This window comes from Micromonospora sp. USAFONa4 (assembly GCF_057197825.1).
In genome coordinates, this window is sequence record NZ_CM170072.1 from 3,173,096 (window position 1) to 3,198,566 (window position 25,471).

Genomic DNA, 25,471 nt, shown 5'->3' on the forward strand with positions numbered 1-25,471 from the left:
ACGCCGCACGGGCGAAGTGACAGGCCCCTCCGGATCCGAGGCAGGCGAGCCTTCCCTTATCTCGCGAGATGTGGTTAGGCTAGCCTTATCTCAGCGACGGGCGGGTGCCCGCCGACGGCGACGACGGGGTGGGTGAGTCCAGTGACAGCGGTGATGCCGGAGCGCCACGCCGCCGCCGCGCCGCTGGCCCCGGTCACCGCCGCCATGCGCGCGATGTTCGGCACCGACGACGTGCCCGGCCTCGCGTCCGGCCTGCTGGTGCACGACGAGTTCGGCTGGCGCCCGGCGACCGCCCTGGTCGACGGCACCCTCCTCCCGGAGTTCCTGCGCTCGGCCAGCTCGCGCTGGGGCGGCACCCCGCACGCCTGCGCCGCGCTGGCCTGGAAGTCGTACAGCTACTGGACGGCGCTGCCCGTGGCGCTCGGCTGGGCCTCGGCCCGACGGGTGCCGCTGCTCGACCCGGCCGACGTGCTGATCCACTTCGAGGACCACCGACCGCTGCTCACCATGGGCCTGCGCCGCTCGACCACGGTCGCGGTGCTGCCGAACGACCCGCTGGCGCTCGCCGGGCTGCCCGAGGTGCGGGCCGTCGCGGACGAGGCGGAACTGCTCCGGGTGCTCCGGGCCTCGCTGCTCGACGCCCACCTGGCCCCGATGGTCGCCGCGATCCAGGCCGAGGTCCGCATCGGCGCGCGCACCCTGCTCGGGTCGGTGGCCTCGGGCATCGCCCACGGCGTCCTCCGGGCCGCCGACGGCCTGCCCGGCTCGTCGGTCGAGACGATCGAGACGCTGCTCGGCGCGCTCGACCTCGCCGACCTGGTGGAGCTGGTTCCGGGCCCGAACGGCGAGCCGACCGTGCAGCGGCGCACCTGCTGCCTGGCCTTCACCCTCCCCAAGCCCAAGATCTGCCAGGGCTGCTGCGTCCGCCAGGCCTGACCGGCCGCCTCCGGGCCGCGCGGCGTCAGTCGGTGAGCGGGCGGACGTCCCAGAGCCAGACCCCACCGGTGTACGTGGGGCGCACGCCGGTCAGCTCGGTCATGCCCCGGCGCAGCGCGTCGGCCTGCCGGTGCGGCCCGAGGACCACCGCGCCCGCCCGCCAGTACCGCAGGTCCCCGACCGCGTCGACCCGTGCCTGCGGGGTGATCGGCGGCACCGCGCCGGTCCGTCGGATCTCGGCGAAGAACTCGCTGGTGGGGCGGGGTGGCGCGGAGAACAGGGCGATCCGGTCCCGACCGGGGCGGGTGTCCGGGCCGAGGAAGTAGCCGCGGGCGATGGGCATGTCCAGGCCGGTGCGCGCCGACCAGCGCAGCGGATCGGCGTAGTGGGTGTCGGGCAGCGGGAGGGTCACGATGCTCCGCCCGCCGTCCGCGTACGGCCGCCAGGCGCCCGAGGTGACGAAGTCGGGCACGGGGTCGAGCCGGGTGGTGGGCAGCGGGGTCGGCAGGATCGGCAGCAGGGCCATGACCAGCACCGTGGCGGTGGCGAAGCGGATCTGCGGGCGTGCCCGCGGGTGCCGGTCGGCCAGGGCGCGCGCGTGGTCCGCCCCGTAGGCGAGCAGCACCCCGACGATCGGGGTGATCGCCAGCGCCCACCGGGTCGGCACCACCGAGTGCAGGACGGGCAGGTTCTCCAACGCCGCCCACGGGCCGGGTATCCCGGTCCCCCTGCCGTTCAGTTGCACCTCCCGCCCGAGGGAGAGCAGGCCGAAGAAGAGCGCGAGTACGGCGAGGCCGCGGACCACGACGTGCCGGCGCAGCCACCAGACCAGGGCGACGACGAGCACCACCAGCGGCCAGCCGAAGAAGGCGTTCTCCTCGGTGGGGTTCTTCGCCAGTCCCTGCGCGCTGCGCGCGTCACCGGCCAGGGACTCCCGCGAGTACGCCACGAACGACGCGAGGTCCGTCGAGTAGCCCCGGATCAGCCAGGACAGCCCGTTGTACGCCCCCGGACCGAAGAACTGCACGTGGAGCGGGTACGCGAGCACCACCAGCGCCACGGCGGCGGCCACCGCCAGGCCCGCGAGGAACGGCCGGACCCGCTGGCGCAGCTCGGGCCGGCCGAGGGCGAGCGCCCCGACCACCACGCCCAGCCCGATGGCGGTCATCAGCAGCACCTCGAGGTTGAGGAATGCCTGCCACACGATGACCGCCGCGAGCAGCAGCCCGTTGCGCAGCCAGCGCCCCGGCTCGGCGAGCCGCAGGGTGCGCCAGACGATCAGGGGCACCACGTACTGCGAGACGATGTTGGGGTGCGCGTTGGCGTGCGAGACCATCGCCGGGGCGTACGCGCAGAACGCGGCGCCGAGCCAGGCCGGCCCGCGGGCGCCGACGACCACCCGGGAAAGCAGGAAGTACCAGGCCGTCGCCGTGGCGATCATGCCCAGGGTGAGAAAGAGCAGAAAGGAGGCGCGGGTGCCGAGCAGGAGCGTGACGGGCGTCATTGGCAGAGATATGGATAATACGGACGTATTTGCCATCAGATTGACGGTCTCCGGCACGTTCATCCGGTCCGAGGTGAATGGATCAACAAAATCGGTCACCACGCGCGCGCCGTGCGCCATCATCCACTCGAACTGCGACTGGTCGGTGCGGTTGTCCCGGATGCCGTGCGACGGGCGCAGCCAGAGCCGCGCGGTCACCCAGAAGCCCAGCACGACGAAACTCGCCACCGCGGCGGCGTCCGTCCACCACCCCTTCCAGGGCCGTACGCCCCGGTCGGGCCCGTCCACCGACGCCCCGGGCCCTGACTCGCCAGCGGGGAGGCCCGATTCAGGAGTAGTCATGACGATTCGTAGAGTAGTCAGGCTATGACGCCAAGGTGACATGTTTCGGGGTACTGGCGTACCATGTGCCGGGTTCGCCGACCGCCGATCACGTGCCCACCCCCGACCGCATTTCGGCCACCACGGGTGCCCCGATTTTTCTGTTGCCAGTGCGGATGATTCACTCTGTCGGTCCAGGCGCGGGTCGAGTTCATATCGTGAGGAATCGACGCATGGCAGAAATCACTGGGGATCAGCGCGTGCAGTCCGAGGTCCTGGAGGGTCTCGCGACGGCGGTCAACCACCGTCGCTGGTTCGTCGAGCTGGCCCTGCCGTACCTCGGTGACAACCCGATCGAGATCGGCAGCGGGCTCGGCGACTACGCGCTGGAGTGGGCGGAGCACCTGCCGCGCTTCACCGCCACCGAGGCCGACCCGGACCGGCTGATCCTGCTGAAGGAGCGGCTGGCCGACCAGCCCCACATCGAGGTCCGGCAGATGCTGCTGCCGCACCCCGACCGGGGCGACTACAGCGCCGCCGTGTCGTACAACGTGCTGGAGCACATCGAGGACCACGTGGGCGCGCTGCGCAGCATGCGCGACCTGGTCCGGCCGGGCGGCAACGTCATCATCATCGTGCCCGCCTTCCAGTTCGCGATGAGCCCGGCGGACATCGCCACCGGCCACGTGCGGCGCTACACGAAGAAGACCCTGGCCGCCGCGATGACCGACGCCGGCCTGACGGTGGAGAAAATCCACTACGCGAACGCGCTCGGCCTGATCGGCTACTTCATGGCGACCAAGGTCTTCCGGCTGATGCCGAAGGAGGGCCCGATGGTCAAGGTCTACGACACCCTCGTGCTTCCCGCCACCAAGGCGGCGGAACAGCGCGTCCTCCCCCCGTTCGGCCAGTCGGTCTTCGCGGTGGCCCGGGTCCCCTCCTGAGGCCGGGCCCGGTCCGGGTTACTCCTTGACCTGGTAGGTGGGACGGATCACGGCGCGGGCCAGGGTGTGGAAGGCCAGGTTGAAGCCGACCACGGCGGGGGTCGCGGCGGGGGTGACGTCGAGGCGCTCCACGTCCAGGGCGTGCACCGCGAACACGTAGCGGTGCGGCCGGTCGCCGGCCGGTGGGGCGGCGCCGCCGTAGCCCCGGTCGCCGTAGTCGTTGCGGACCGTGAAGGCGCCGCCGAGGTCGTCGCCGGCCGCGCCGCGCGGCAGCCGCGTCACGTCGGCCGGCAGGTTGACCAGGACCCAGTGCCAGAATCCGCTGCCCGTCGGCGCGTCCGGGTCGAGGCAGGTCACCACGAAGCCCTTGGTCTCGGCCGGGAAGCCGGACCAGGCGAGCTGCGGCGAGACGTTGTCGCCCCCGACGCTGCCGTGGGCGTACGCGGCGTCCATCGGCTCGCCGTTCTGCACGTCGTCACTCGTCAGCGTGAACGACGCAACGGTCGGCAGCAGCTCGTACGGGTCCGGGGCGATCGGTCGTTCCAGGGTCATCGGGGGGTCCTTCCGGTGAGCGGTTGTTCCTCCGCACCTTCTTACCCCGTCGGCGCCCGCGATCGAACCGGCAGCGCCGGGCGCGCGGGGTCAGCTCCCGTACAGGCCGTGCCGTTCCCAGCGGCGCAACATCTCGTAGCTCCGCTCGACCTCGGCCGGGTCCTCCGCGGCGAGATAGAGGTAGCCGGGCGAGCTGAACAGGTCGACGGTCTGCGGCAGTTCGGCCCCGGGGGAGCAGCGCGCGGCGACCGCCACGGCCGCCGGCAGCTCCGACAGCCGGGCGTGCCAGTCCCCCGCCTGCGCGGCGACGGGGACCGGGTTGATCAGCGACACGTTCCGGACGGCGGCGGCCCAGCCCGGCGTACGGTCGTCGAACTGGTCGAGCGACGCCGGATCGACGAGGTGCTGGGCCTGTAGGAAGGTCTGCGACACACCGCAGAACTTCGCCACGACGTCGGGCAGGGTCGCTCCCCCGAGGCGGGCCCCGGCCTCGATCAGCACCGGCCCCCGGTCGGTGAGCATGAGCTCGGTGTGTGCCGCCGAGGAACGGACACCGAGCGCGTCGAGCACCCCGAAGACGAACTCACGGAGCTGCCGGGCCAGGGCCGAGCCCCGGTCGACCGGCTCCTCGTAGTCGTAGATGGGCCCGCCACCCGGGCCCGGCCGTTTCGTGTACCGCCAGATCTCGGCGACCCGGTGCGCGCCCGCGTACGAGACCGTGTTGACGTAGAACTCGGTCCCGACGAGCCGCTCCTGGACCAGCACCCGTCGATTGGGTACGCCGTACAGGTTGGCCGAGGCCAGGACCGTGGCGCAGGCAAGGCGCACCTCGTCGGGACTCTCGCAGAACCGCACGTTGTCGGTGCCCGCGCCGTCCACGGGCTTGACGACGGCCGGGCCGGACAGGTTGGCCGCGTACCAGTCGACCGCCTGGTCCACGGACTCGAAGCACCGGCCGGCGGGCACGGCGAGACCGGCGGCGGCCACGGTCGCCGCCATCGCCGACTTGTCTCGCCGCGCGGTGACCGTGGCGATGTCGTTGCCGGGCGTGCCGAGCAGGTGGTTGAGCGTGTCGGCGAGGAGCACCCCCGGCTCGGTGCCCGCGACGACCCGGTCGACGCCGAGCGCCCGCAGCCGGTCGACGAGGTGGTCCTCGTCGGCGACGAAGCCGAGGTCGACCGCGTAGTCGCCGGGGCGGAACGTCTTCAGGTAGTAGTCGTACAGGGACTCGCCGCTGCGCACGTGGACGCAGGTCACCCCCCGTTCGGCCAGCGCCCGGCTCAGCGCGCTGCCTGTGGAGTATCCGTCGACGATGGCTATGGTCGGCACGCTCTCCTCATCTCCGTACGGCCCGCCGGAGGGTGGCGGGCATCAGAAGACCTTGCCGGGGTTGAGCAGGCCGGCCGGGTCCAGGGCGGCCTTGATCGCCTGGTGCACCCGCAGGCTCACCGGGCCGATCTCGCGGGCCAGCCAGTCGCGCTTGAGCAGGCCCACGCCGTGCTCGCCGGTGCAGGTGCCGCCCAGTTCGAGGCCGAGGCGCATGATCTCGTCGAACGCGCGCCGGCCGCGTTCGAGGCTCGCCGGGTCGGCCCGGTCCACCACGATGTTCGGGTGCATGTTGCCGTCGCCGGCGTGGCCGACCACGCCGATGGTCACGTCGCACTCCGCCGCGATCCGGGCCACCCCGTCGAGCAGCGCCGCCAACGCCGCCCGGGGCACCGCCACGTCGTCGATCACCATCCCACCGTTGCCGGTGGGGAACGACTCCCTGGCGAACTTCTCCATCGCCGCGTGCCCCAGCCGGCGGGCCTGCAACAGGGCCGCCGCCTCCACGGCGTCGGTGGCTGTGTGGATCTCGTCGGCGCCGGCCGCCTCGCACAGCTCGGCGAGCCGCGCCAGGTCCCCCGCGGCCTGGGGCCCGGTGTCCGCCGACGCCAGCAGCAGCGCCTCGACGTCGGTACGCAGGCCCATCGGGCGGTACGCCTCGATCGCCCGCAGGTACGTGCGGTCGATCAGTTCCAGCAGGCTGGGGGTGAGTCCGTGTTCAGCGATCCGGGCGACCGCCCGACCGGCGGCGGCGGTGGTCGGGAAGACCGCCACCATGGTCAGCGACTCCGCCGGGGCGGGCCGCAGCGCCACCGTCACCTCCGTGATCACCCCGAGGGTGCCCTCGGAGCCGACGAAGAGCCGGGTGAGGTCGTACCCGGCCACCCCCTTGGCGGTACGCCGACCAGTACGCAACACCTCCCCGGAAGCCAACACGACCTCCAGACCCAACACGTACTCGGTGGTCACGCCGTACTTGACGCAGCACATGCCACCCGCGTTGGTGGAGACGTTCCCACCGATCGTCGACATCTCCCACGATCCCGGATCCGGCGGATACCACAACCCCTGTTTCGCCACCTCCGCCGACAACGCCGCGTTGACCACCCCTGGCTGCACCACGGCGATCCGGCTCACCGGGTCGATCTCCAGCACCGCGTCCATCGCGACCATGCTGATCACCACCGCGCCGTCGACCGCGTTCGCCGCGCCCGCCAGCCCCGTACGCGCCCCCTGCGGCACCACCGGCACGCCGTACCGCCCGGCGATCGTCACCGCCTCGACCACATCGGCCGTGTCACGTGGACGGACGACGACCAGCGGGGTGCCGGCCTCGCAGAGATCGGCCTCGTCCTTGCGGTGCATCCGGAGCAGATCGGGGTCGGTCAGGACGGCGTCGCCGAGCGCCGCACGCAGGTCGTCGACGAGGGGGGAACCAGACATGGCAGAGAGGGTACAGATCCGCGTCATCCGCTCCGGAGCGCGAAAGTGGACGCCCCCGAGCCGGCAACGGCGCTGGTGAGAGCGGTGTGAGCACGCCCGGTCGCTCGAACCCCTGTCCCATCGGAAGATCCTTCCGGGGGTGATCGAAGTTTGTTACCGTCTACCGCCAACGAGGGCACCCCTCCTCCAGCCAACGTCCCCCGGCCTGCCTCAACACCGCTCTTCCACCCCAAGATCCGCAGCAGGACGCGCTGTCCGGCCGGGCACGGTGTCGAAACCGGGACCTGGTTCAGCTCGTGTTGCGGCAAAGGATCGTTGCCCATGACAGAGGGATTGACAGAGTGAAGCGAACCGAGCTGCACATCGTGATCGGCGGAGGTATCGCGGGCTGCCTGACCGCGATCATGCGTAGCCGCGCGGGATACCGGGTCCTTCTGCTGGAGCGGGCCGAGGCCCGCTCGCCCGAGGCCCACCCCATCTGCACGGGGGCCAGCAACATCGTCAGCGAGAACCACAGCGGTGCCGAGTATCCGTTCGATCCGCAGAGCGCCCGGGACTGCTTCGACGGACGCCTGGTCAACGAACGTTTCTTTCCCGACCTCGTCTTCGGTGGCAAGGACCACAGCCGGGTCATCGCCTCCCAGGCCATGCAGGACAGCGGCACCGACATCATCGGCCAGTGCCGGGAGAACATGCGGGTCATCCAGGACCGTTACGCGCAGCTCTGCGCCGAGGACCCGGCCAACGCGCTGTTCGGCGCGCCGGAGCAGGTCTGCCGCGAGATCCCCGCACCGGACGGGGTCGCCGACGTCGGCGCCGCCTTCGTCACGCCGCAACGGGGCATCAACCCGGTCGTGGTCACCGCGCTGCTCGACCAGGAGCTGCGCCGCAGCGGTGTCGAGGTACGCGGTGGCGCCGACGTGACCGGGGTGAGCCGCCGCTCCGACGGCACCTACGAGGTGGAGTACGTCGAGGACGGCGCGCGGAAGACGGTCGTCGGCGACCAGGTCGCCCTCTGTGCCGCCACCGAGACCCCGGCGATCGCCCGCCGTCTCAACCCGTCGCTCGCGCTGCCGCCCATCTACATGGCGCTGCGCCAGATCCTCTTCGTCGAGCTGCCCGAGCGCACCACGAAGAACTACACGTGCCTGAAGCTCGAGGACGAGTACGGCGGCATGCTGAGTCCCTTCAGCCAGGACACCGCGCTCGTCTACTACCCGCCGGCGGCGCACATCGCGGTGCACCGCGTCGACCCGACGACCTACGCGCTGCCCGACGACTTCCGTCACTTCCTGCGCAACGGTCACCCCGAGGCGGCCGATCGCGCCGACCTGGCGCTCCGTCAGCTCAGCCAGTGGTATCCGGAGGTGCGCGGCGCGGAGGTGGTGTCCGCCCACCTCAAGGTGGCGATCAACACCACCGACTCGTCGCGACTGCGGCGCAACGCCGGGGTGCTCGACGTCGCACCCGGTTGCACCGCGACCGTCCTGCTCAAGTGGACGATGTGCGTCGTCAACGCCCAGCGCGACCTGGAGGCGGCCCTCCGGCACTCGATCGCCACCGGCAACGCGGATCGCGACGAGTACGCCGAGCTGGTCGCCCGCGGCACCGTGCCGATCGCGCCGCCAACCGATGTGTCCGCCTGGCAGCGCCGGCTCGGGATCTTCGCGCGCAACATGGGGGTGCCGGAGCGACTGGCGGCGCCGTTCGTGGATGCCGGCGAGCCGGACAGCGGTCTGGCCCGCGCCGTACCGTCGCTCGCGTCGAGTTGACGCTGGTCACGCTGAGCTGGCGGGGATTATCCGCCCCCTGAGGCACCGCGCGAGGGGATGCACCCCGCTTAGGGGGCAGCACAGGGGTTCAGTCGTCTTCCCGTTGCGCGATACACCGTATTCGATGATCATAGGCCCGCGTCGACTCGATGACCTTCGTCGACACTGGCCTGTCCTGGCGGGCTTCGGGGAGCGTTCCGCCCGGTCCCTATAAGCGAGGAGGGCACGATGACCACCGCACTCGACCTGACCGACCTCCGTGTGCAGGCCGACGCCACCATCGATCGACTGATCGACGAGGCAGGCCTCACCCGACGCAACAACCGGTTCTTCGCGGGCGCGAAGGAGGCCACCTCGGTGAGCCCCGCCGGTGCGCTGCGGATCGCGGAGAAGTGGCAGCGGACCACTCAGGCGTTCATGTTCACCACCATCTCCAGCCTCGGTGCCCACGGGCGACGTCTGGCTCGCGACTACACAGTGAGTCGAGAAGTACTCGGAGCGTATCAGATGGCCTACCGAGTCATCGGGGACGATCTGGACAATCGGGCGGCGGCGTTCGCGGAGGTCGCACCGGAGGGTGTGGACGGTGTCCACTACCTGTGGTGGGCGGACACGATCTGCGCGCCGCTGCGCTCGGCCCTGGGCAGCGCGGACGCGCCTGCCGAATCCCCCGCGCTGACCCGCATCCTCGACGTCATGGACGCCATGGCGGCCGAGGAGCTGGGTGGCGCGGTCCAGCTCCGTGTCGTGGAGACCATCGCCCTCGACATCGCGGTCGCCTTCCGGCGCCTGTACGGCAAGGTCACCGTGGATGGTCGCCAGGTCCTTCCCGAGCAGCGCGACTACGCCTGGATCGACTCGCACATCCGGGCGGAGACGGGCCACGCCGCGTCCGTCAGCGACGACGAGGCCGGCATGAGTCACCTGGTCTCCACCCCGGCCGAGGCGCAGCACTTCGTCGCGCTCGCGGAGTCGTACGTCCCGGCGTGGGCGGACCTGCTGGACGACTTCGCCCGGGACCTGGCGTAGCGCGACCAACCGAGAACGGCACTGACGGCCGCCACCGACGACGCCCCGGGGCCCGTGGTGGCGACCGCCGGAGTCATCCGGTTCCGAGGAAAGGAGCTGCCATGCGATCGTCCCTGCCAACAGTGGAAACAGACGCCGTCGTCAACGAAGTGAACGAGCTGCGTGCCCGCTACCAGCGCGAGACCGAGCCCGGCTCGCCGGAGGCGCTGCGCCGGCTGGCCGGTTGGATCGCCGACTCGGCGACGCTCGGTGCCCAGCCCGCGGCCCGGGCACTCGTCGAGGACCTGTCCGGCGCGCACGACACGCCGCAGCTCACGGCCACGAAGCGGCACATCAACTCGCGGGCCGACAACGCGCTCCTGTCCGTGTTCTCGGCCGCGTACTTCCCGTCCCTCGGTCTGGACTACCTGGAGTACGAGCCCATCCCGTCCGACCCCGTGCTGGTGGAGCGCTACCCGAGCCCGACGATGCCGGTCAACCTGCTCCGGCACAGCGACGGTTTCGACAGTCGGGTCGTCGTGGCGCTCTTCCCGGAGAACCACATCGACGGTCGCCAGGAGCCGGACGACCTGATCTTCTACTTCATCGACAAGTTCGTCACCCGGCACGGCCTCACCCGCCGACTCATCGACGCCGCCATGGTCCCGGGCTCGTTCCCGCTGCTCACCGGCGTCGACGACAGCGGCGTCGAGCGGGCCGCCGGCTCCTGGGTCCGGCTGCACGAGTTCCACCACCGCACGGGCAGCATGCCGATCCCGCAGTTCCTGTCCGCGAAGAGCTACAAGCCGCTCGCCGGCCTGGAGGAGATGCGGGTCGACGTCAAGTCGATGCTGGTCTGCCTCGACGACGCGGACATCGACCGTGAGCTCGCCGCGCTGACCTTCGAGTTCGTCCTGGCCGAGCGGCTGCTGCGCTACTCGGTCGAGGGGATCCCGAAGCCGAACTACGACGCGATCGCGTCGCAACTGCTCTTCAACTACCTGCGCGAACAGGGCGCCCTGACGATCGACGAGGGGCGGATCCGGCTTCTGCCGAGCCTGCCCGAGGCGCTGAGCACGCTCGTCACCCAGATCACCGAGCTGGAGGACGTCGTCCTGACCGAGGGGGTCGAGGCCGCCCGCGCGGGCCTGATCGACTTCACCCGCCGGTACACCCGGTACGACGAGGAGAAGCGGGAGTTCCTCCACGTGCCCTTCTTCGCCGAGCTCAAGGAGCGACTCGGCGTGTGAGTCACGCCGGCCGCCCTCCCGACGACGTGCGGCTCCGCCCCTCACCCCGCTGGAAGGTACCGACCATGACCACCGTTATGAACTCGACCGAAACCGGCATCCTCGGCACGTGCGACATCGACGCCGACAGCCTCGCCACGGACCTCGACACCATGGCGTCGTTTCCCTACACGGACAAGTACAGCGACTTCGTCTGCGGCGCCTGGAAGAGTTGCGCGGTGTGGAACGGCACGGGCCTCGGCCTCGACGCGGGACTCGACCCGTTCGAGGGCCCGGCCGTCGTCACCGACCTGGGCCAGCGCCTGCCGTACGTGCGGCACCTGGTGGGTGAGCTGTTCGACATGTCCCGCCTCAAGTACGGCCGGCTCGCCCGGCTGACCCCCGGCAGCGCGCTCGTGCCGCACCGGGACTACCTCGAACTCGACAGCAACCTCATCCGGATCCACCTTCCGCTGGAGACCCACGAGTCCTGCGTCAGCTCGCACAACTCGACGCTCTACCACATGAACGTCGGTGAGATCTGGTTCCTCGACGCCACCCAGGCCCACAGCGCGGTCTCCGGCTGGACGAAGGACCGCACCCACCTCGTGCTCGACTTCCAGGCCGACTCGCTCGCCGCCTGCTTCACCGGCGAGGTCCAGTCGCCCAGCATCCCGAGCACGCACCAGGTCGCGCGGCAGCCGATCGACCAGGACGAGCTCGCCGCGTTCGAGCGCGCCGGGGTGCTGATGGACACCACCAACTACCGGGACTTCCTGAAGATCGCCATCAAGACGATGTTCACCCGGGACATCACCCCGGACAACGTGTTCGACCTGCTGGAGGGGGCGGCCCGGCACTCACCCGTCGCCGACCGGCTCGACATGATCCCCCCGATGCGGACGTACTTCCTGCTGGCCCGAGAGTCCTGAGGCGGATCATGCGACACGCCAGCCAAGTCTGTGTCGTCGTGGACGGGTACTCGACGGCCAACGCGCTCGCGCCGGCCCTCGCCGGTTACGGCTTCGGCGCGGTGCACGTGCAGAGCGACCCGGACCTGCCGCAGTTCCTCCTGCGTACCGGCGTCGACCACGCCTATCTCGACAGCTACCTCCACGACGGCGACGTCAGCACCATCGTCGACCGGCTCGACCGGGCGGGCCTGCGCCCGCGCAGCGTGGTGGCCGGCGCCGAGACCGGGGTCGAGCTGGGTGACCAGCTGGCCAGGGCACTCGGCGTGCCCGGCAACGATCCGGCGACCACCCGGTGCCGCCGCGACAAGCACCACATGGCACGCGCCGCGGCGGCCGGGGGCGTCGCCGTCATCCCGCACCTGAGCACCGCCTCCCGCGACGAGGCGGCGGAGTGGCTGCGCGTGGGGGGCTGGCTCGGCGACGCCGTCGTCAAGCCCCGAGCCAGTTCCGGCAGCTTCGGCTTCCTGCGGTGCCGCTCCGAGGCGGACCTCGACACCGCGTTCAAGAGCTGGCTTGGCGCACCCGACGTGTTCGGCGACCCGATCGGGGAACTCCTCGTCCAGCCGTTCATGACCGGCGACGAGTACGCCGTCAACACCGTGTCGGCGGGGAGCGGGTACGTCGTCTCGGACATCTGGCACACCAGGAAGCGCCACGAGGGCGGTACGGCGCTCTACGACCTGGAACGGCTCGTCGATCCCCGCGATGCCGTCTTCGACCAGCTGCACGGCTTCGTCGGGACCGTGCTCGACGCCCTCGACATCCGCGAGGGGACGGCGCACACGGAGGTCATGATGATCGCCGGTGAGCCGGTGCTCGTCGAGACCGGCGCCCGGTTCATGGGCTCGATCGACATCTCGCAGCTGACCGAGGCGACGGGCACCAACGCGGTGCAGTTGGTGGCCGAGACGATCGTGGCCCCGGAACGCTTCGCCGCCCGGGTCCGCGAGGGCTGGCGTCCCGCGCTCCGCCGGCACGCCGCCATGGTGCAGTTGCTGTCCCGCCACTCGGGGACCCTCGCCGGCTACGACCTGCCCCTGCTGCGCGGGCTGCCGTCCTTCCACACCGTCGACACCTACCTGGAGACCGGCGACCCGTTGCAGGTCACCGTCAACTCGTACACGACCCCGGGCCTGGTCTTCCTGGTCCACGAGAGCCCGGAGACCATCTCGGATGACTACCGCCAGATACGCGAACTGGAGGCAGCGGGTGCCCTGTTCTTGTCGGCCTGACCAGCGCACGCCACGGCTGACCGTCGGCGGCACCGCACGCGCCCACCGGCGGGCCGCCGCAACGCGGGAGGCGGCCGCATGAGCGCGCCGCACCGGTCGGCGTCGCAGGACCCGGCGAGGGACTACCTGCGGGCGGTACGCGACGGTGAGCTGCCACCGGACCTGCCGGCGCGCACCGCCGGACGGGTGCTGGGGCCCGACATCGAGGCACAGAGCTTCCACCGGGTGATGTTCGTCGACGAGCGGGAGCTCACGTCGTTCTACGCCGACTTCACGATGCTGCTCGACGTCGTGGGGCGGCTGCCGCACCTGCTCGCGGGTGGCAGCACGGCCGCGTTCGGCGCGCTGACCGACGTGCCGGAGGTGCTGCGCCCGCTGTTGGCCGGGACCGACCTGCCCGCCCTGGTGCCGTACGGCCGCGCCGACCTGATCCACGACGGGACCGGGTTCAAGGTCCTGGAGCTGGGCCTGAGCCCCGCCGTCGGCGGTGCCGAACGCACCGCCTGGCTCCCCGCCGTCATGGCGGAGCCGGCCTTCCGGCCCTTCGCCGAGCGGCACGGACTGCGACACCTCGACCCCATCACCGCCCTGCTCGACCTGCTGCGCACGGTGGAGACCACGCGCACGGGGCATGACGCCGAGGCGCCCGGGCAGGCGGAGGTGCTCATGGTCGAGGCGACCGGTGCCCTCGCGGAGTGGGCCGGCGACTGGCGTCCCCTGGGCGAGTGCCTGGAGGCGTACTCCGATCGTCCGCTGCGGACCCGCCTGGCGGAGGTCGCTGACCTGCACGAGCCGGACGGCAGCGTCGCCGACCACGTCGCCGGGGTGACCCACCTGCTGCGGTTGTTCAACCTGACGGAACTCGCGGAGGAGCCGGACCCCGTGGCGGCCTGGCAGCGGCTGCATCCGGAGCCGGGCTCCGCCCTGCCGCCGATGGCCACCTCGCCGGTGCACGACATGTACAACAGCAAGGCGTGCCTCGCCCTGGTGTGGCTCCCCGAGGTGCAGGACGCGCTGACCGACGGCGAACGCGCCGCGTTGCGGCGCATCCTGCCCGAGACGACCCACGTCGATGGGGCCACCGACCTGACCGGCTTCGTCGGTGACCGGGCGGACACCATCCTGAAGCCCACCACCCTGGCCCGTGGCGAGGGCACGGTGGCCGGCTGGACGGTCGACGACGAGACGTGGCGGGCGGCGCTCGCCTCGGCGGCCGGGAGCGGTCGCCACATCCTGCAACGGAGGGTCGTCCAGCGGGCGGAGCCGGGCTTCGACACCGACGGCGTCACGGAACGGGACTGGTACGCGGTGTGGGGGATGCACTACGGGCCCGGTGGGCACACCGGCTTCACCTGCCGCCTGACCACGGTGCCGGGGGCCGTGGTCCGAGGCATCTCGAACGTCCTGCTGGCACCGGTGCTGCTGCACCCGGGGGCCTGAACATCGCCGCCGGTCACGGGTAGGAGATCGCCCTGAAGAAGAACTTCCGCCTGCTGTGGAGCGCCGAGACCGTCAGCCAGTTCGGCTTCGAGGTGGCGACGGTCGTCATTCCGCTGTTCGCCGTGAAGACCCTGAACGCCACACCGGCGCAGGTCGGTTTCCTGGTGACCTGCGAGTTCCTGGGCTTCCTGCTCCTCGGACTACCGGCCGGTGCGTGGATCGACCGCCGGCGCGGGGAACGGGTCCTGGTGTTCTCCAGCCTGGGCCGTACGGCCGTGTTCGGGGTCGTCGCGGCACTGGCGCTGGCCGGCGACCTCACCATGCCCGCGCTGTACGCGTTGATGTTCGCGGGGAGCCTGTGCACGGTCTTCCTGGGGATCTCCTACCAGAGCGTCCTGCCGCGGATCGTCGACCGGCAGCTGCTGCCCGGCGCCAACTCGCGGGTGGAGTTCACCCTCTCGCTGGCGGAGATCACCGGCCCCGCCATCGCCGGCTTCCTGATGGCGTTGGCCACGTCGTCGTACGTCCTCGGTGCCACGGCCGTCTGCTTCGGCATCGCCACGCTGCTGCTCAGCCGGATCCGGGTGACCGGGGCGGCTGCGGCCGTTCCACCGCCGCGCACCACCACGCTGTTCCAAGACGTACGCGACGGCGTCAGGTACGTGCTGCGGGTGCCGATGTTCCGGGTGATGGCCATCCGCAGCTCGACGTACAACTTCTGCAACATCGCGACCACCACCATGTTCCTGCTGCTGCTGGCGTCGGTGCTGCGGCTGCCGTCGGCGTACATCGGGATCATCTTCTCCGGGGCCGGTGCCGGCGCGACCCTCGGCGCGCTCTCGGCGGTCCGGCTGTCCCGGCGCTTCGGCGTCGGGCCGACGGTCCTCGGCGCGTGCGTGCTGGCGGGAATCGCCTCGATTCCGCTGCCGTTCGCGCGCAGCGGCGGCTGGCTGATCGTCGCCGGCATCGGCTACGGCATCGCCTCGGGATGCATCGTCGTCTCCAACATCCTGCAACTGTCGGTCCGGCAGGCGCTGTGCGCGCCGGGCATGCAGGCCCGGTTGAGCGCGACGATGCGGTTCCTGGTCTGGGGCGTGATCCCGCTGGGCGCGTCGGTCGCCGGGCTGGTCGCGAACGTCATCGGCGTCCGCCAGACCCTCGCGCTCGCGGTCGCCGGCGAACTCGTCTCCATCGTTCCGCTGTACTTCTCGCCGCTGCGTCGGGTGGTGGAGATGCCCACCGAGCCCGAGTCCGGACCCGAGCCGGCCCCGGAGCCGCCGCCCGGAGGGGCGGCGGCCGACGGGGCACGGCCGGAGGCACGGCAGCTCAGCGACTGAGCCGGGCGACCTCGTCGTCGTCGAGGGTGATGACGCCGGCGAGGTACTGGCGCGTCGACCCGCCCAGGACGACCCGGTCGCCGCGCAGCTCGCAGTTGGCGTGGATGGTCAGCGTCTTGCCGAGCCGGGGAGAGAACTGGCGGGACGTCAGGCTGGTCCTGCCCAGCGCGTCCGCCCAGTAGGGGACCAGCATGCAGTGGGACGACCCGGTGAACTGGTCCTCCGGGATCGACAGCTTGGGGCCGAAGAAGCGGGCGACGAAGTCGGAGGAGACGCCGGGGGCCGTCACGACCACCCCGCGCCGGTCGAGGGTCCCGAGCATCCGCTGGTCGGGTTCGATCGCGCGCAGGTCCTCCTCGTTGTCGTAGACCGCCATGTAGTCCATGCCGCCGTAGACCGCGGTGGGCGCGATCGACAGCCCGGCGAGCAGGGCCTCCGGCGGGTCGACCCGCTCGCGCGGCAACGCGGGGAAGGACATCGAGAACTGTCCCTCCGGGGTACGGCTGACGACGAGGGGACCGGTGTTGGAGTGGAAGGTGACCTCGTCCCACTCGGGCCGCAGGTGGTTCAGCACCACGTGGGCCGCAGCGAGCGTGGCGTGCCCGCACAGGTCGACCTCCATCGACGGCGTGAACCAGCGCAGCGCGAAGCTGTCGCCCCGGTCGATGATGAACGCGGTCTCCGCGAGGTTGTTCTCCAGGCCGATCGCCTGCATCACCTCGTCGCTGAGCCACTCGTCCAGGGGGCAGACCGCGGCCGGATTGCCGAAGAACACCCGGTCGGTGAACGCGTCGACCTGGTACAGGGGAATTTCCATCGTGCCTCCAACTGGTGTCAGTGTCGTTCGCGGGCCGCCGGCCCGATCGCCTGCACGCGCTCGATGAGCTGTCGCCGTTCGTCGGCGTCCATGGGGATGGCCCAGCCGCTGGCCGCCGACTGGTGGATGTTGACCACGGCCGAGCCCCGGTCGGCGCGGATGTTCATGCCGGAGCACTCGCCGCCGAGCACGTAGAGCCCGAGCACCACGTGGTGGGGCACCGGCTCGGCATCGGCCTCGGGGGCGAACCGGCACTCCGCGAGCTGCACGCGGCGCTGGGCGAGCCAGCCGTCGGGGCCACGTTCGGCCAGCCGGGCGGCGATCGTGCCCGCGTCGTGGTCGGCGCCGAGCAGGACGTCGTGCCCGCCGGACGAGTGCCCGAACTTGAACACGTACTCGGCGCGGTCCGCCAGCAGGCGGTCACGGTTCTCCGGGGTCACCGAGACGGTGTGGGGCACGTAGCGGGCGACCATGTCGCGTACGCCTTCGGGCAGCAGGCTGGCGAAGCGCTCCTCCCAGAACATCGCCAACCAACGCTTGTGCGTGCGGATCTCGGCCTCGAAGAGGTTGATCACGGAGGCACCGCTGCCGACCAGCCGGGTGATGAAGTCGTAGTCGTCGTCCATGTCCTCGTGCATGAAGCCGCGATAGACCAGGGTGCGCTTTCCGGCCGCCGGATCGAGCCACCGCTGCGGATAGTCGGCGTGGAAGACCAGCTCGACCGGCACGTCGGGCAGTCGCCGGCGCAGCGTCTCGGTCAGCAACTCGAAGCCGAAGTAGCCGACCCCGATGCGGCTCGACCAGTCACACACCACCACCCGGTCGAAACTGCCCTGGTGGAAAGCCCTGATGACGACGTCCGCGATCTGTTCCTCGGGCCGTGGCGTGCCGGCGAGCCACGGAATGTCGACCGCCTCACCCATCACCTGGTAGCAGTCGTGGAACTCGAATCCGGAAATCGACGAGTCGATGTTGAATTCACAGAACTGGTATCCGGACGGGGTCGGCAGCACGTCGACGCGGGCGAAGACCTGCTCGACGGAATCCAGTTGTTCCCAATTGACGAAGGGCGCGATCTCGGCGGGCAGGCCGAATTCCGCCAACAGTTTCTCGGGAGGCCCCGACCGGAGGAACTCGCGGATCACCGCCGTCTGCGCCTCGATCATGGCGCAGGCCGCCTCCGCCATCCGGTCGAACTCGTCCCGGTCGATGACCAGCGGATAGGGGATGAACCGCATCCGGGTGGCACCGAGATCGTCCATGAAGCGCCGTACCGACGGCGCTGCCGCGACGAGCGCGGACCGCGCCGGCTCGGCCTGAAGCGCGGCCACCAGCGGCGCGTTCAATTCCGCGAAATTGCAGTCCGAGTTGTCGTGTCGCACCGTGAACCGCACCCCTTGCCCGACTCGTTATTGAATCGGATGCGAGTGTACGGCACGAGCGGCTTGGCGGGCAGGGGCGAACTCGCGGTATTGATTGCGGACACGTTAAGTGTCGAACATTTCAGGGGTCGACCGGTGGGGTGGTCGCCGAGTACAGTGACCGGCCGTCGGCTGGTCCCGCTTCACACGCGACGGCGACGACATCCGCCGTGGCAATCCCGATTTTGTCGCGTGACCCGTACCGGATACGTGGCGGAGCCATTACGGGGAATCATCACCCGGGACCCGCACCCAGAATCGGCCCCGGCACGCATCCGTCATCCGCAGAGACAGGATCACCGCCATGACCGCACTCCTGGACGCCGTCGCCGCGGGCGTCACCATCCACGACCTCAGCCAGCCGTTCGAGGAGGGGATGCCCTGCGCGCCGAACCACCCGGGGTTCCGCCTGGCCCTGCTCCGCCGGCACGGCGACGTGGTGCGTGCCGACGGCGGCTCGTCGGCCGGCGAGCTGATCGTCACCGGCGGGCACGTCGGGACGCACGTCGACGCGCTGTCGCACATCTCGCAGGACGGACTGCTGCACGGCGGCCACGACGCCGCCGAGGCACAGTCGGGGGGCCGGTTCCGCGTACACGGCGCCGAGACCATTCCGCCGCTCGTCCGACGGGGGGTGCTGCTGGACGTCGCCTCGGCCCACGGAGTCGACGTCCTTCCCGGCGGGTACGGCGTGACCGCCGACGACCTCGAACGGTGCCTGCGACGTACGGGTGTGCGGCTGGCCGAGGGTGACGTGGCGCTGGTGCGTACCGGCTGGGCCCGGCACTGGTCGGATCCGGCGGCCTACCTCGGTCTCGACACGGGGGTGCCCGGCGTCGACCCCTCCGGCGCGGCCTGGCTCGCGGAGCACGGGGTCGCCCTGACGGGCGCGGACACCACCGCCTACGAGCAGATCCCTCCCGGCGTCGGGCTCCGGGTGCTGCCGGTCCACCGGCTGCTGCTGGTGGAGGCGGGCATCTACATCGTCGAGCACCTGCGGCTGGACCCGCTGGCGGAGGCCGGCGTGAGCGAGTTCCTGTTCGTCCTCGCCCCGCTGCCGATCGTCGGCGGCACGGGCTCGCCCGTACGCCCGCTGGCCGTCGTGTGACACGCGCCCGGCAGTGGCGTCGCCGGGCGACGGTCGCCGCCGCCGTCGCCTTCGCGATTGCCTGCATCGGTGCGCCCGTCAGGCAGGCGGTGACGAGGGCGGTCGAGGCGGGGCGAGGCGAGAAGACGCCGGCTGCGGCGGCCGAGGCGTACCTCCTGGCGGTCTTCCAGCCGGACGAGAACCCCGACATCAACCGGTGCCTGTGCGGCGACAATCGGGACGAGCTGTTTCGGCAGGCCCGCGATCTGCGCAAACAGGTCGAATCACAGGTCACCTTCGGCGTACGGGTCGAGACGACCAACTGGCAGAGCGACCCGGACGGCACGGTCTCGGCGATGGTGGACCTCCGGTTCACGGAGGTCGACTCCACGGGGAACGTCACCTTCACCGGCGCCACCCACCGGTGGCGCTTCCACACCACGGAGGAGGGCGGCTTCGGCGGCGGCTGGAAGGTCTGCCGCGTCGACGCGCCGCCGCTGTGCGGCACCTACCTCCGCTGCTGACGACACCACGTCGCGGCGAGCCGAGCGAGCAGGCTGAAGCAGGCGTAGCCGCCGCACCCTCTTCTGCACAGACTCAGGCTTGCCTGGCGTCGGAGCATCCGACAAGCGGCTCCGTGACCTTGTACAATTTATTGTACGTAACGTTGGGAGGCAGCATGCGGATCGTCCCCTACTCGGAAGTCCGACAGAACCTGGCCAAGATGCTCGATCATGTCGTGGACGACGCCGAGGAAGTGGTGGTGACCCGCTCCGGCCGGGAGGCCGCAGTCATCATCTCGTTGCGGGAGTACGAGTCGTTGAAGGAGACGGCCTACCTGATGGCCAGCCCCGCCAACGCGCGCCGCCTGAACGAAGCCGTCGAAGAGTTGCGCAACGGGGGTGGGGAGACACACGACCTGATCGACCCCGACGCCATTTCAGGTGGGGCCTCGGCCGCGTGAAGGTCCAGTTCGCCGGCCGAGGCTGGGACGACTACCTGACCTGGCAGCGAGATCGTCAGATGCTCAGGCGAGTGAACACCTTGATCGAGGACATCCGACGCAACGGCCATGAAGGCATCGGCAAACCGGAGCAGCTTCGCGGCAACTGGGCGGGGTTCTGGTCGAGACGCATCGACCAGGAACACCGCCTCGTGTACCGGATCATGGACGACACGGTGCAGATCGCGCAGTGCCGCTACCACTACGAATGAGCCTTCCCAGCCCTCACCGGCGGTCAGCCCCGGCCTGAAAACCGGGGCTGAGCTGCACCGGAATAGATCATCGGCTGCGGAGGGTGTGGGATTCGAACCCACGAAGACATCGCTGCCTTACCGGTTTTCAAGACCAGCGCCATCGGCCACTAGGCGAACCCTCCCGGGCCGCGCTCCCCGTGGGGCGCGCGACGTGCCTAGTCTGCCACGGACCCGCTCCGGGCGAGCGGGCACCGCACCCGCGCTGGCATGATCGACGGCGTGTGGGAGAACCCGTCGGTGGTGCTGATCAGCGGAATCATGGCCGCCGGAAAGTCCACTGTGGCCGAGGCGCTGGCCCGGCGGCTGCCCCGCGCGGTGCACCTGCGCGGCGACGTCTTCCGGCGGATGGTGGTCAGCGGCCGGGAGGAGATGACCGCCGAGCCGTCGGCGGAGGCCTGGCGGCAGCTCCGGCTGCGCTACGACCTCGCGGCGTCGGCGGCGGACCGGTACGCCGCCGCCGGCTTCACGGTGGTGCTCCAGGACGTGATCCTCGGGGCGGAGCTGCCGGCAATGGTCGACCGGATCCGGCACCGGCCGTTGGCGGTCGTGGTGCTCGCGCCGAGTGCCGAGGCCGTCGCCGCCCGCGAGGAGGCCCGCGACAAGAAGGGGTACGGGGACTGGCCGGTCGCCGACCTGGACGCGGACTTCCGGGCACAGACGCCCCGGATCGGGCTCTGGCTGGACACGTCGGCGCTGACCCCGGCGCGGACGGTGGACGAGATCCTGGCCCGGGCGTGGACCGACGGGCGGGTGGGGTAGACACGGAACATGCGCGCGATGACTGTCCCGGAGCCCGGCGGACCCGACGCACTGCTCTGGAGCGAGGTGCCTGATCCCGAGCCCGGCCCGGGCGAGGTGGTCGTCGACGTGCGGGCCAGCGCGGTCAACCGGGCCGACCTGCTGCAACGGCAGGGGCACTACCCGCCGCCGCCGGGCGCGCCCGCGTACCCCGGGCTGGAGTGCTCCGGGGTGATCAGCGCGATCGGTCCCGACGTGGCCGGCTGGGAGGTGGGCCGGGAGGTCTGCGCGCTGCTGGCCGGCGGCGGCTACGCGGAGCGGGTCGCGGTGCCGGCCGGGCAGCTCCTGCCGGTGCCGGCCGGCGTCGACCTGGTCGACGCGGCGGCGCTGCCCGAGGTCGCCTGCACGGTCTGGTCGAACGTGGTGCGGGTGGCCCGGCTCGGCAGGGGCGAGACGCTGCTGCTGCACGGCGGCGGCAGCGGCATCGGCACCTTCGCGATCCAGCTCGGGGCCGCGCTCGGCGCCACGGTGGTGGTCACCGCCCGCGCCGCGAAGCACGAGCGGCTGCGTGAGCTGGGGGCGGCGCACACGATCGACTACCGGGAGCAGGACTTCGTCGAGGAGGTCCGGCGGGTCACCGGCGGCCGGGGCGCCGACGTCATCCTCGACATCATGGGCGCCGCCTACCTGCCCCGGAACGTGGCGGCGCTGGCCACGGGCGGCCGGCTGGTGGTGATCGGCATGCAGGGTGGCCGCAAGGGCGAGCTGGATCTCTCGGCGCTGCTGGCCAAGCGGGGCACGATCGCGGCCACCGCGCTGCGGTCCCGGCCGCTGGAGGAGAAGGCGGAGATCGTGCGCGGCGTCCGCGAGCAGGTGTGGCCGCTGGTCGAGTCGGGGGCGGTCCGGCCGGTCGTGGACCGGCGGGTGCCGATGACCGAGGCGGCGCAGGCGCACCGCCTGGTCGAGTCGAACGACCACGTCGGCAAGGTGCTGCTCACGACCGGCTGACGCGGGGTCCGCCCCGGCGGTCAGGGCGTCGGCGCCGGGTCCGCGACCTCGCGGGGGAGCACCAGGCGGGCGCCGGGGCCCTCGCCGGCGAGCGAGTCGCCGGGGTTGTTGAGCGTGCAGCGTTGCAGGGAAAGGCAGCCGCAGCCGATGCAGCCGTCGAGGTCGTCGCGGAGCTTCGTCATCAGCCGGATCTTCTCGTTCAGCCGCTCCCGCCAGGTCGCGGAGAGCCGCGCCCAGTCGTCCGCGCTCGGCGTGCGGGCCGCGGGCAGGGAGTCCAGCGCCTCCCGGATCTCCTCCAGCGAGATGCCGACCTGCTGGGAGATCCGGACGAACGCCACCCGGCGCAGCTCGGTGCGGGCGTAGCGGCGCTGGTTGCCGCCCGTCCGCTCCGCCCGGATGAGCCCGAGCCGCTCGTAGTAGCGCAGCGCCGAGGGCGCGACGCCGCTGCGGACGGAGAGCTGGCCGATGGTCAGAGATTCGTGCATCACGTCGCCTTGAGTTCAAGTGGACTTCAACTTGCAGGCTAGCGGCATGACCACGACCACCGCCAGCGCGGGTCCGGCCCCGACCGCCGCGCCACCCCGTGACCCCACCGCCGCGCCACCCCGCCACCCGGGCGCCCCGCCGCTGCCGGGACCCGTCGCGCCGCTGTACGAGCGGGTGCGCGCGGGTCGGGAGTTCAGCCCGAACGTCCGCTCCACCGTCGACGTGCTCTGGGTGCTCTACGACCGGGTCCTCCGGGTCACCCCGGAGACCGTCGACGACCCCGGGCGGGACCGGTTCCTGCTCTCCAAGGGCCACGCCGTGGCCGGCTACTACGCCGTACTCGCCGCGAAGGGGTTCATCCCCGCCGGCTGGCTCGACGACCAGGGCGGGCCCGCCAGCCGGCTCGGCGACCACCCCGACCGGGTGCTGGTGCCCGGGGTGGAGATCGGCTCCGGCTCGCTGGGTCACGGGCTCGGGCTCGGCGTGGGCACCGCGCTCGGGCTGCGCGCCCAGGGCCTGCTGACGCCCCGGGTGCACGTGCTGCTCGGCGACGCGGAACTCGACGAGGGCTCCAACCACGAGGCGATCGCGTACGCGGGGGCGACCGGGCTGGGCAGCCTGACCGCGATCGTGGTCGACAACGGCTCCGCCACGCACGGCTGGGCGGGCGGCGCCGCGGCCCGGTTCACCGTCAACGGCTGGACCGCCACCACCGTCGACGGGCACGACCACGACGCCCTGCACACCGCCCTGACCGGGCACGACAACCACCGGCCGCACGTCGTCGTCGCGGTCGTCGACCAGGGGGAGTGACCGTGCGGGACCGCTTCATCGAGACCACCACCGCGCTGCTGGCGGAGGATCCGCGTACGGCCCTGGTGCTGGCCGACATCTCCGCCGACGCGTTCGAGCCGGCCGAGGACCGGCACCCGGACCGGGTGCTGAACGTCGGCATCCGGGAACAACTGCTGGTGGGCGTGGCCGGCGGGCTCGCCCTGACCGGGCTCCGGCCGATCGCGCACAGCTACGCCCCGTTCCTCGTCGAGCGGGCGTACGAGCAGCTCAAGCTCGACCTGGACCACCAGGGCGTGGGCGCGGTGCTGGTCAGCATCGGCGCGTCGTACGACCGGGCGGCCGCAGGCCGGACCCACCTGTCCCCGGCCGACGTCTCGTTGATCGACACCCTGCACGGTTGGACCGTGCACGTCCCCGGTCACCCCGACGAGGTGCCGGCGCTGCTGCGGGACGCGGTGGCCGCCGACGGCTCGGCGTACCTGCGACTGTCGACGCTGCACAACGCCCGTCCGTACGGCGGCGACGGCGCGCTGCGGGTCGTCCGGGACGCGGGGCCGGGCGCACCGCTGCTGGTCGCGGTGGGGCCGGTGCTGGACGCGGCGGTGGCGGCGGTGGCCGACCTGGGCGTGACGGTGGCCTACACCCACCGGCCGCGGCCGTTCGACACGGCGGGGCTGCGGGCGCTGGCCGGCGACGCGGTGATCCTGGTGGAGCCCTACCTGGCCGGTACGTCGGCCCGGGTGGTGTCGGCGGCCCTGGCCGACCGGCCGCACCGGCTGCTGGCGCTCGGCGTGGGACGGGAGGAGCTGCGCCGCTACGGCTCGGCCGAGGACCACACCCGCTGGCACGGGCTGGACGCCGCCGGGCTGCACCGTTCGGTCGCCGGCTTCCTGGACGCGGCGCCGGTGTCGGCCGGCCGCTGAGTCACGCCGGCCGCTGAGTCACGCCGGCCATTGAGTCACGCCGGCCGCGGCGGCGGGGAGGCCGGCGGCGGCGGGGAGGCGAAGCGGGAGGGCGGGAGGGGTCAGCGGGTCGGGGCGCCGAGGGGGCGGCGGCGGGTGCGCTCGCGGCCCAGGATCCAGATCGCCTCGACGCCGTCCTTCCAGGTGATCTTCTTGCCCTCTTCGCGGCCCCGCGCCCGGTAGCTGATCGGGACCTCGTAGGGGCGGATGCGCTGGCGCAGCAGCTTGCCGGTCACCTCGGCCTCCATGCCGAAGCCGCGCGAGCGGATGTCGAGCGAGCGGTAGAGCGCGACCGGCATCAGCTTGAAGCAGGTCTCCAGGTCGCCGATGTAGGAGTTGAACAGGACGTTCGCCGCCATCGTGACGCCCTTGTTGCCCATCACGTACCAGAAGCTGTAGGCGCTGTGGCTGCCGAAGGTGCGATTGCCGTAGACCACCGTGGCCCGCCCGTCGAGCACCGGGTCGAGCAGCTTCGGGATGTCCAGCGGGTCGTATTCCAGGTCGGCGTCGAGAATGACCATGTAGTCGCCCTCGGCGTTGTCGACCGCCGTCTTGATGGCGGCACCCTTGCCGGCGTTACGCTGGTGGGTGATGACCCGCAGGCGCGCGTCGTCGGCCCGACCGAGGATCTCACCGGTGCCGTCCCGACTGCCGTCGTCGACCACGACCAGCTCGATCTCACACGGGTAGTCGACCGCCAATGCCTGCTTGAGGGCATCCGCGATGCGTTCTTCCTCGTTGTAGACCGGCATGAGGATCGAGAGCTTCACGGGAATCTCCACGGTGGCGACGATATGTCGGCCCTAGCCTAGCCTGGCGGTTGACGACGCGGTGCTCAGCACTGCGGGCATTGGGCGCGGCGACCTCAGGTTCATGGTGTTT

At 71.4% G+C, this 25,471-nt stretch carries 25 protein-coding genes and 1 tRNA gene; 17 read left to right on the forward strand and 9 right to left on the reverse strand.

Features of this window, described 5'->3' with window-relative positions:
• Positions 1–153 precede the first annotated feature (153 nt).
• Positions 154–936, forward strand: a complete 783-nt coding sequence (locus AC0OO9_RS13780; RefSeq protein ID WP_484517943.1) for an IucA/IucC family C-terminal-domain containing protein — start codon at positions 154–156, stop codon at positions 934–936.
• 25 nt (positions 937–961) lie between these two features.
• Here AC0OO9_RS13780 and AC0OO9_RS13785 read toward each other — a convergent pair whose 3' ends face one another.
• The gene (locus AC0OO9_RS13785; RefSeq protein WP_484517536.1) at positions 962–2,782 is read right to left on the reverse strand and encodes a DUF6311 domain-containing protein; all 1,821 of its coding nucleotides are present in this window, start codon (positions 2,780–2,782) and stop codon (positions 962–964) included.
• Positions 2,783–2,994: 212 nt separating this feature from the next.
• On the opposite strand from AC0OO9_RS13785, the gene AC0OO9_RS13790 reads away from it, so the two are divergent.
• Positions 2,995–3,705, forward strand: coding sequence for a class I SAM-dependent methyltransferase (locus AC0OO9_RS13790; protein ID WP_393171962.1), 711 nt, complete (start codon positions 2,995–2,997; stop codon positions 3,703–3,705).
• Positions 3,706–3,723: 18 nt separating this feature from the next.
• Here the strand turns inward: AC0OO9_RS13790 and AC0OO9_RS13795 are convergent, their stop codons facing one another.
• From AC0OO9_RS13795 to AC0OO9_RS13805, 3 genes are all read right to left on the reverse strand, one after another.
• Positions 3,724–4,257: a YbhB/YbcL family Raf kinase inhibitor-like protein gene (locus AC0OO9_RS13795; RefSeq protein WP_484517537.1), complete on the reverse strand. Its 534-nt coding sequence runs from the start codon at positions 4,255–4,257 to the stop codon at positions 3,724–3,726.
• A gap of 90 nt (positions 4,258–4,347) precedes the next feature.
• On the reverse strand, positions 4,348–5,586 hold the full coding sequence (locus AC0OO9_RS13800) for an ATP-grasp domain-containing protein (protein ID WP_484517538.1): 1,239 nt from the start codon (positions 5,584–5,586) through the stop codon (positions 4,348–4,350).
• 42 nt (positions 5,587–5,628) lie between these two features.
• Positions 5,629–7,026, reverse strand: coding sequence for an FAD-binding oxidoreductase (locus tag AC0OO9_RS13805; RefSeq protein WP_484517539.1), 1,398 nt, complete (start codon positions 7,024–7,026; stop codon positions 5,629–5,631).
• A gap of 341 nt (positions 7,027–7,367) precedes the next feature.
• Here AC0OO9_RS13805 and AC0OO9_RS13810 point away from each other — a divergent pair, with 341 nt between their 5' ends.
• The 7 genes from AC0OO9_RS13810 (at position 7,368) to AC0OO9_RS13840 (ending at position 16,018) form a co-directional block, all read left to right on the forward strand.
• Complete coding sequence (locus AC0OO9_RS13810) at positions 7,368–8,798, forward strand: FAD-dependent oxidoreductase (RefSeq protein WP_484517540.1); 1,431 nt, start codon at positions 7,368–7,370, stop codon at positions 8,796–8,798.
• Between the two features lie 228 nt (positions 8,799–9,026).
• A complete protein-coding gene (locus AC0OO9_RS13815) occupies positions 9,027–9,827 on the forward strand; it encodes a DUF6202 family protein (protein WP_421456032.1) in 801 nt (266 codons plus the stop codon).
• A gap of 149 nt (positions 9,828–9,976) precedes the next feature.
• Positions 9,977–11,056: a DUF6421 family protein gene (locus AC0OO9_RS13820; protein ID WP_484517541.1), complete on the forward strand. Its 1,080-nt coding sequence runs from the start codon at positions 9,977–9,979 to the stop codon at positions 11,054–11,056.
• A gap of 65 nt (positions 11,057–11,121) precedes the next feature.
• The gene (locus AC0OO9_RS13825; protein WP_484517542.1) at positions 11,122–11,967 is read left to right on the forward strand and encodes an aspartyl/asparaginyl beta-hydroxylase domain-containing protein; all 846 of its coding nucleotides are present in this window, start codon (positions 11,122–11,124) and stop codon (positions 11,965–11,967) included.
• Positions 11,968–11,975: 8 nt separating this feature from the next.
• Positions 11,976–13,241 carry a hypothetical protein gene (locus AC0OO9_RS13830; RefSeq protein WP_484517543.1) on the forward strand — a complete coding sequence of 422 codons (1,266 nt, stop codon included), beginning with the start codon at positions 11,976–11,978 and terminating at the stop codon, positions 13,239–13,241.
• Between the two features lie 78 nt (positions 13,242–13,319).
• On the forward strand, positions 13,320–14,681 hold the full coding sequence (locus AC0OO9_RS13835) for a hypothetical protein (RefSeq protein WP_484517544.1): 1,362 nt from the start codon (positions 13,320–13,322) through the stop codon (positions 14,679–14,681).
• Between the two features lie 50 nt (positions 14,682–14,731).
• Entirely contained in the window at positions 14,732–16,018 is a 1,287-nt protein-coding gene (locus tag AC0OO9_RS13840; protein WP_484517944.1) for an MFS transporter, read from the forward strand.
• On the opposite strand, the gene AC0OO9_RS13845 is transcribed toward AC0OO9_RS13840, so the two are convergent.
• Both AC0OO9_RS13845 and AC0OO9_RS13850 read right to left on the reverse strand, forming a co-directional pair.
• Positions 16,008–16,835, reverse strand: a complete 828-nt coding sequence (locus AC0OO9_RS13845; protein ID WP_484517545.1) for a PhzF family phenazine biosynthesis protein — start codon at positions 16,833–16,835, stop codon at positions 16,008–16,010. The genes AC0OO9_RS13840 and AC0OO9_RS13845 overlap by 11 nt on opposite strands.
• Before the next feature lie 17 nt (positions 16,836–16,852).
• Positions 16,853–18,166, reverse strand: a complete 1,314-nt coding sequence (locus AC0OO9_RS13850; protein ID WP_484517546.1) for a hypothetical protein — start codon at positions 18,164–18,166, stop codon at positions 16,853–16,855.
• 394 nt (positions 18,167–18,560) lie between these two features.
• Between AC0OO9_RS13850 and AC0OO9_RS13855 the strand changes: the two genes are divergently transcribed.
• The 4 genes from AC0OO9_RS13855 (at position 18,561) to AC0OO9_RS13870 (ending at position 20,558) form a co-directional block, all read left to right on the forward strand.
• The gene (locus AC0OO9_RS13855) at positions 18,561–19,364 is read left to right on the forward strand and encodes a cyclase family protein (protein ID WP_484517547.1); all 804 of its coding nucleotides are present in this window, start codon (positions 18,561–18,563) and stop codon (positions 19,362–19,364) included.
• A gap of 89 nt (positions 19,365–19,453) precedes the next feature.
• Positions 19,454–19,867 carry a hypothetical protein gene (locus AC0OO9_RS13860; protein ID WP_484517548.1) on the forward strand — a complete coding sequence of 138 codons (414 nt, stop codon included), beginning with the start codon at positions 19,454–19,456 and terminating at the stop codon, positions 19,865–19,867.
• A 155-nt stretch (positions 19,868–20,022) separates the two neighbouring features.
• Positions 20,023–20,307, forward strand: coding sequence for a type II toxin-antitoxin system Phd/YefM family antitoxin (locus AC0OO9_RS13865; protein ID WP_484517549.1), 285 nt, complete (start codon positions 20,023–20,025; stop codon positions 20,305–20,307).
• A complete protein-coding gene (locus AC0OO9_RS13870; protein WP_484517550.1) occupies positions 20,304–20,558 on the forward strand; it encodes a Txe/YoeB family addiction module toxin in 255 nt (84 codons plus the stop codon). The genes AC0OO9_RS13865 and AC0OO9_RS13870 overlap by 4 nt, the downstream gene beginning before the upstream one ends.
• Before the next feature lie 77 nt (positions 20,559–20,635).
• On the opposite strand, the gene AC0OO9_RS13875 is transcribed toward AC0OO9_RS13870, so the two are convergent.
• Positions 20,636–20,722 (reverse strand) — tRNA-Ser (locus AC0OO9_RS13875).
• A gap of 85 nt (positions 20,723–20,807) precedes the next feature.
• Between AC0OO9_RS13875 and AC0OO9_RS13880 the strand changes: the two genes are divergently transcribed.
• Entirely contained in the window at positions 20,808–21,359 is a 552-nt protein-coding gene (locus AC0OO9_RS13880) for an AAA family ATPase (protein ID WP_484517551.1), read from the forward strand.
• A gap of 9 nt (positions 21,360–21,368) precedes the next feature.
• A complete protein-coding gene (locus AC0OO9_RS13885) occupies positions 21,369–22,346 on the forward strand; it encodes an NAD(P)H-quinone oxidoreductase (protein ID WP_484517552.1) in 978 nt (325 codons plus the stop codon).
• A gap of 20 nt (positions 22,347–22,366) precedes the next feature.
• On the opposite strand, the gene soxR is transcribed toward AC0OO9_RS13885, so the two are convergent.
• Positions 22,367–22,831 carry a redox-sensitive transcriptional activator SoxR gene (soxR, locus tag AC0OO9_RS13890; RefSeq protein ID WP_484517553.1) on the reverse strand — a complete coding sequence of 155 codons (465 nt, stop codon included), beginning with the start codon at positions 22,829–22,831 and terminating at the stop codon, positions 22,367–22,369.
• A 46-nt stretch (positions 22,832–22,877) separates the two neighbouring features.
• On the opposite strand from soxR, the gene AC0OO9_RS13895 reads away from it, so the two are divergent.
• Both AC0OO9_RS13895 and AC0OO9_RS13900 read left to right on the forward strand, forming a co-directional pair.
• Positions 22,878–23,645, forward strand: a complete 768-nt coding sequence (locus AC0OO9_RS13895) for a transketolase (RefSeq protein WP_484517554.1) — start codon at positions 22,878–22,880, stop codon at positions 23,643–23,645.
• 2 nt (positions 23,646–23,647) lie between these two features.
• Positions 23,648–24,550, forward strand: a complete 903-nt coding sequence (locus tag AC0OO9_RS13900) for a transketolase family protein (protein WP_484517555.1) — start codon at positions 23,648–23,650, stop codon at positions 24,548–24,550.
• A 101-nt stretch (positions 24,551–24,651) separates the two neighbouring features.
• On the opposite strand, the gene AC0OO9_RS13905 is transcribed toward AC0OO9_RS13900, so the two are convergent.
• The gene (locus AC0OO9_RS13905; protein WP_311410093.1) at positions 24,652–25,359 is read right to left on the reverse strand and encodes a glycosyltransferase family 2 protein; all 708 of its coding nucleotides are present in this window, start codon (positions 25,357–25,359) and stop codon (positions 24,652–24,654) included.
• Positions 25,360–25,471: the final 112 nt, after the last annotated feature.

What these genes read in the sequence shown, in the direction of transcription:
- AC0OO9_RS13865 (WP_484517549.1), top strand. Translation starts at nt 20,023, where the DNA reads ATGCGGATCGTCCCCTACTCGGAAGTCCGACAGAACCTGGCCAAGATG.
- AC0OO9_RS13835 (WP_484517544.1), top strand. Translation starts at nt 13,320, where the DNA reads ATGAGCGCGCCGCACCGGTCGGCGTCGCAGGACCCGGCGAGGGACTAC.
- AC0OO9_RS13825 (WP_484517542.1), top strand. Translation starts at nt 11,122, where the DNA reads ATGACCACCGTTATGAACTCGACCGAAACCGGCATCCTCGGCACGTGC.
- AC0OO9_RS13795 (WP_484517537.1), bottom strand. Translation starts at nt 4,257, where the DNA reads ATGACCCTGGAACGACCGATCGCCCCGGACCCGTACGAGCTGCTGCCG.
- AC0OO9_RS13805 (WP_484517539.1), bottom strand. Translation starts at nt 7,026, where the DNA reads ATGTCTGGTTCCCCCCTCGTCGACGACCTGCGTGCGGCGCTCGGCGAC.
- AC0OO9_RS13790 (WP_393171962.1), top strand. Translation starts at nt 2,995, where the DNA reads ATGGCAGAAATCACTGGGGATCAGCGCGTGCAGTCCGAGGTCCTGGAG.
- AC0OO9_RS13895 (WP_484517554.1), top strand. Translation starts at nt 22,878, where the DNA reads ATGACCACGACCACCGCCAGCGCGGGTCCGGCCCCGACCGCCGCGCCA.
- AC0OO9_RS13785 (WP_484517536.1), bottom strand. Translation starts at nt 2,782, where the DNA reads ATGACTACTCCTGAATCGGGCCTCCCCGCTGGCGAGTCAGGGCCCGGG.
- AC0OO9_RS13880 (WP_484517551.1), top strand. Translation starts at nt 20,808, where the DNA reads ATGATCGACGGCGTGTGGGAGAACCCGTCGGTGGTGCTGATCAGCGGA.
- AC0OO9_RS13815 (WP_421456032.1), top strand. Translation starts at nt 9,027, where the DNA reads ATGACCACCGCACTCGACCTGACCGACCTCCGTGTGCAGGCCGACGCC.
- AC0OO9_RS13780 (WP_484517943.1), top strand. Translation starts at nt 154, where the DNA reads ATGCCGGAGCGCCACGCCGCCGCCGCGCCGCTGGCCCCGGTCACCGCC.
- AC0OO9_RS13845 (WP_484517545.1), bottom strand. Translation starts at nt 16,835, where the DNA reads ATGGAAATTCCCCTGTACCAGGTCGACGCGTTCACCGACCGGGTGTTC.
- soxR (WP_484517553.1), bottom strand. Translation starts at nt 22,831, where the DNA reads ATGCACGAATCTCTGACCATCGGCCAGCTCTCCGTCCGCAGCGGCGTC.
- AC0OO9_RS13885 (WP_484517552.1), top strand. Translation starts at nt 21,369, where the DNA reads ATGCGCGCGATGACTGTCCCGGAGCCCGGCGGACCCGACGCACTGCTC.
- AC0OO9_RS13830 (WP_484517543.1), top strand. Translation starts at nt 11,976, where the DNA reads ATGCGACACGCCAGCCAAGTCTGTGTCGTCGTGGACGGGTACTCGACG.
- AC0OO9_RS13855 (WP_484517547.1), top strand. Translation starts at nt 18,561, where the DNA reads ATGACCGCACTCCTGGACGCCGTCGCCGCGGGCGTCACCATCCACGAC.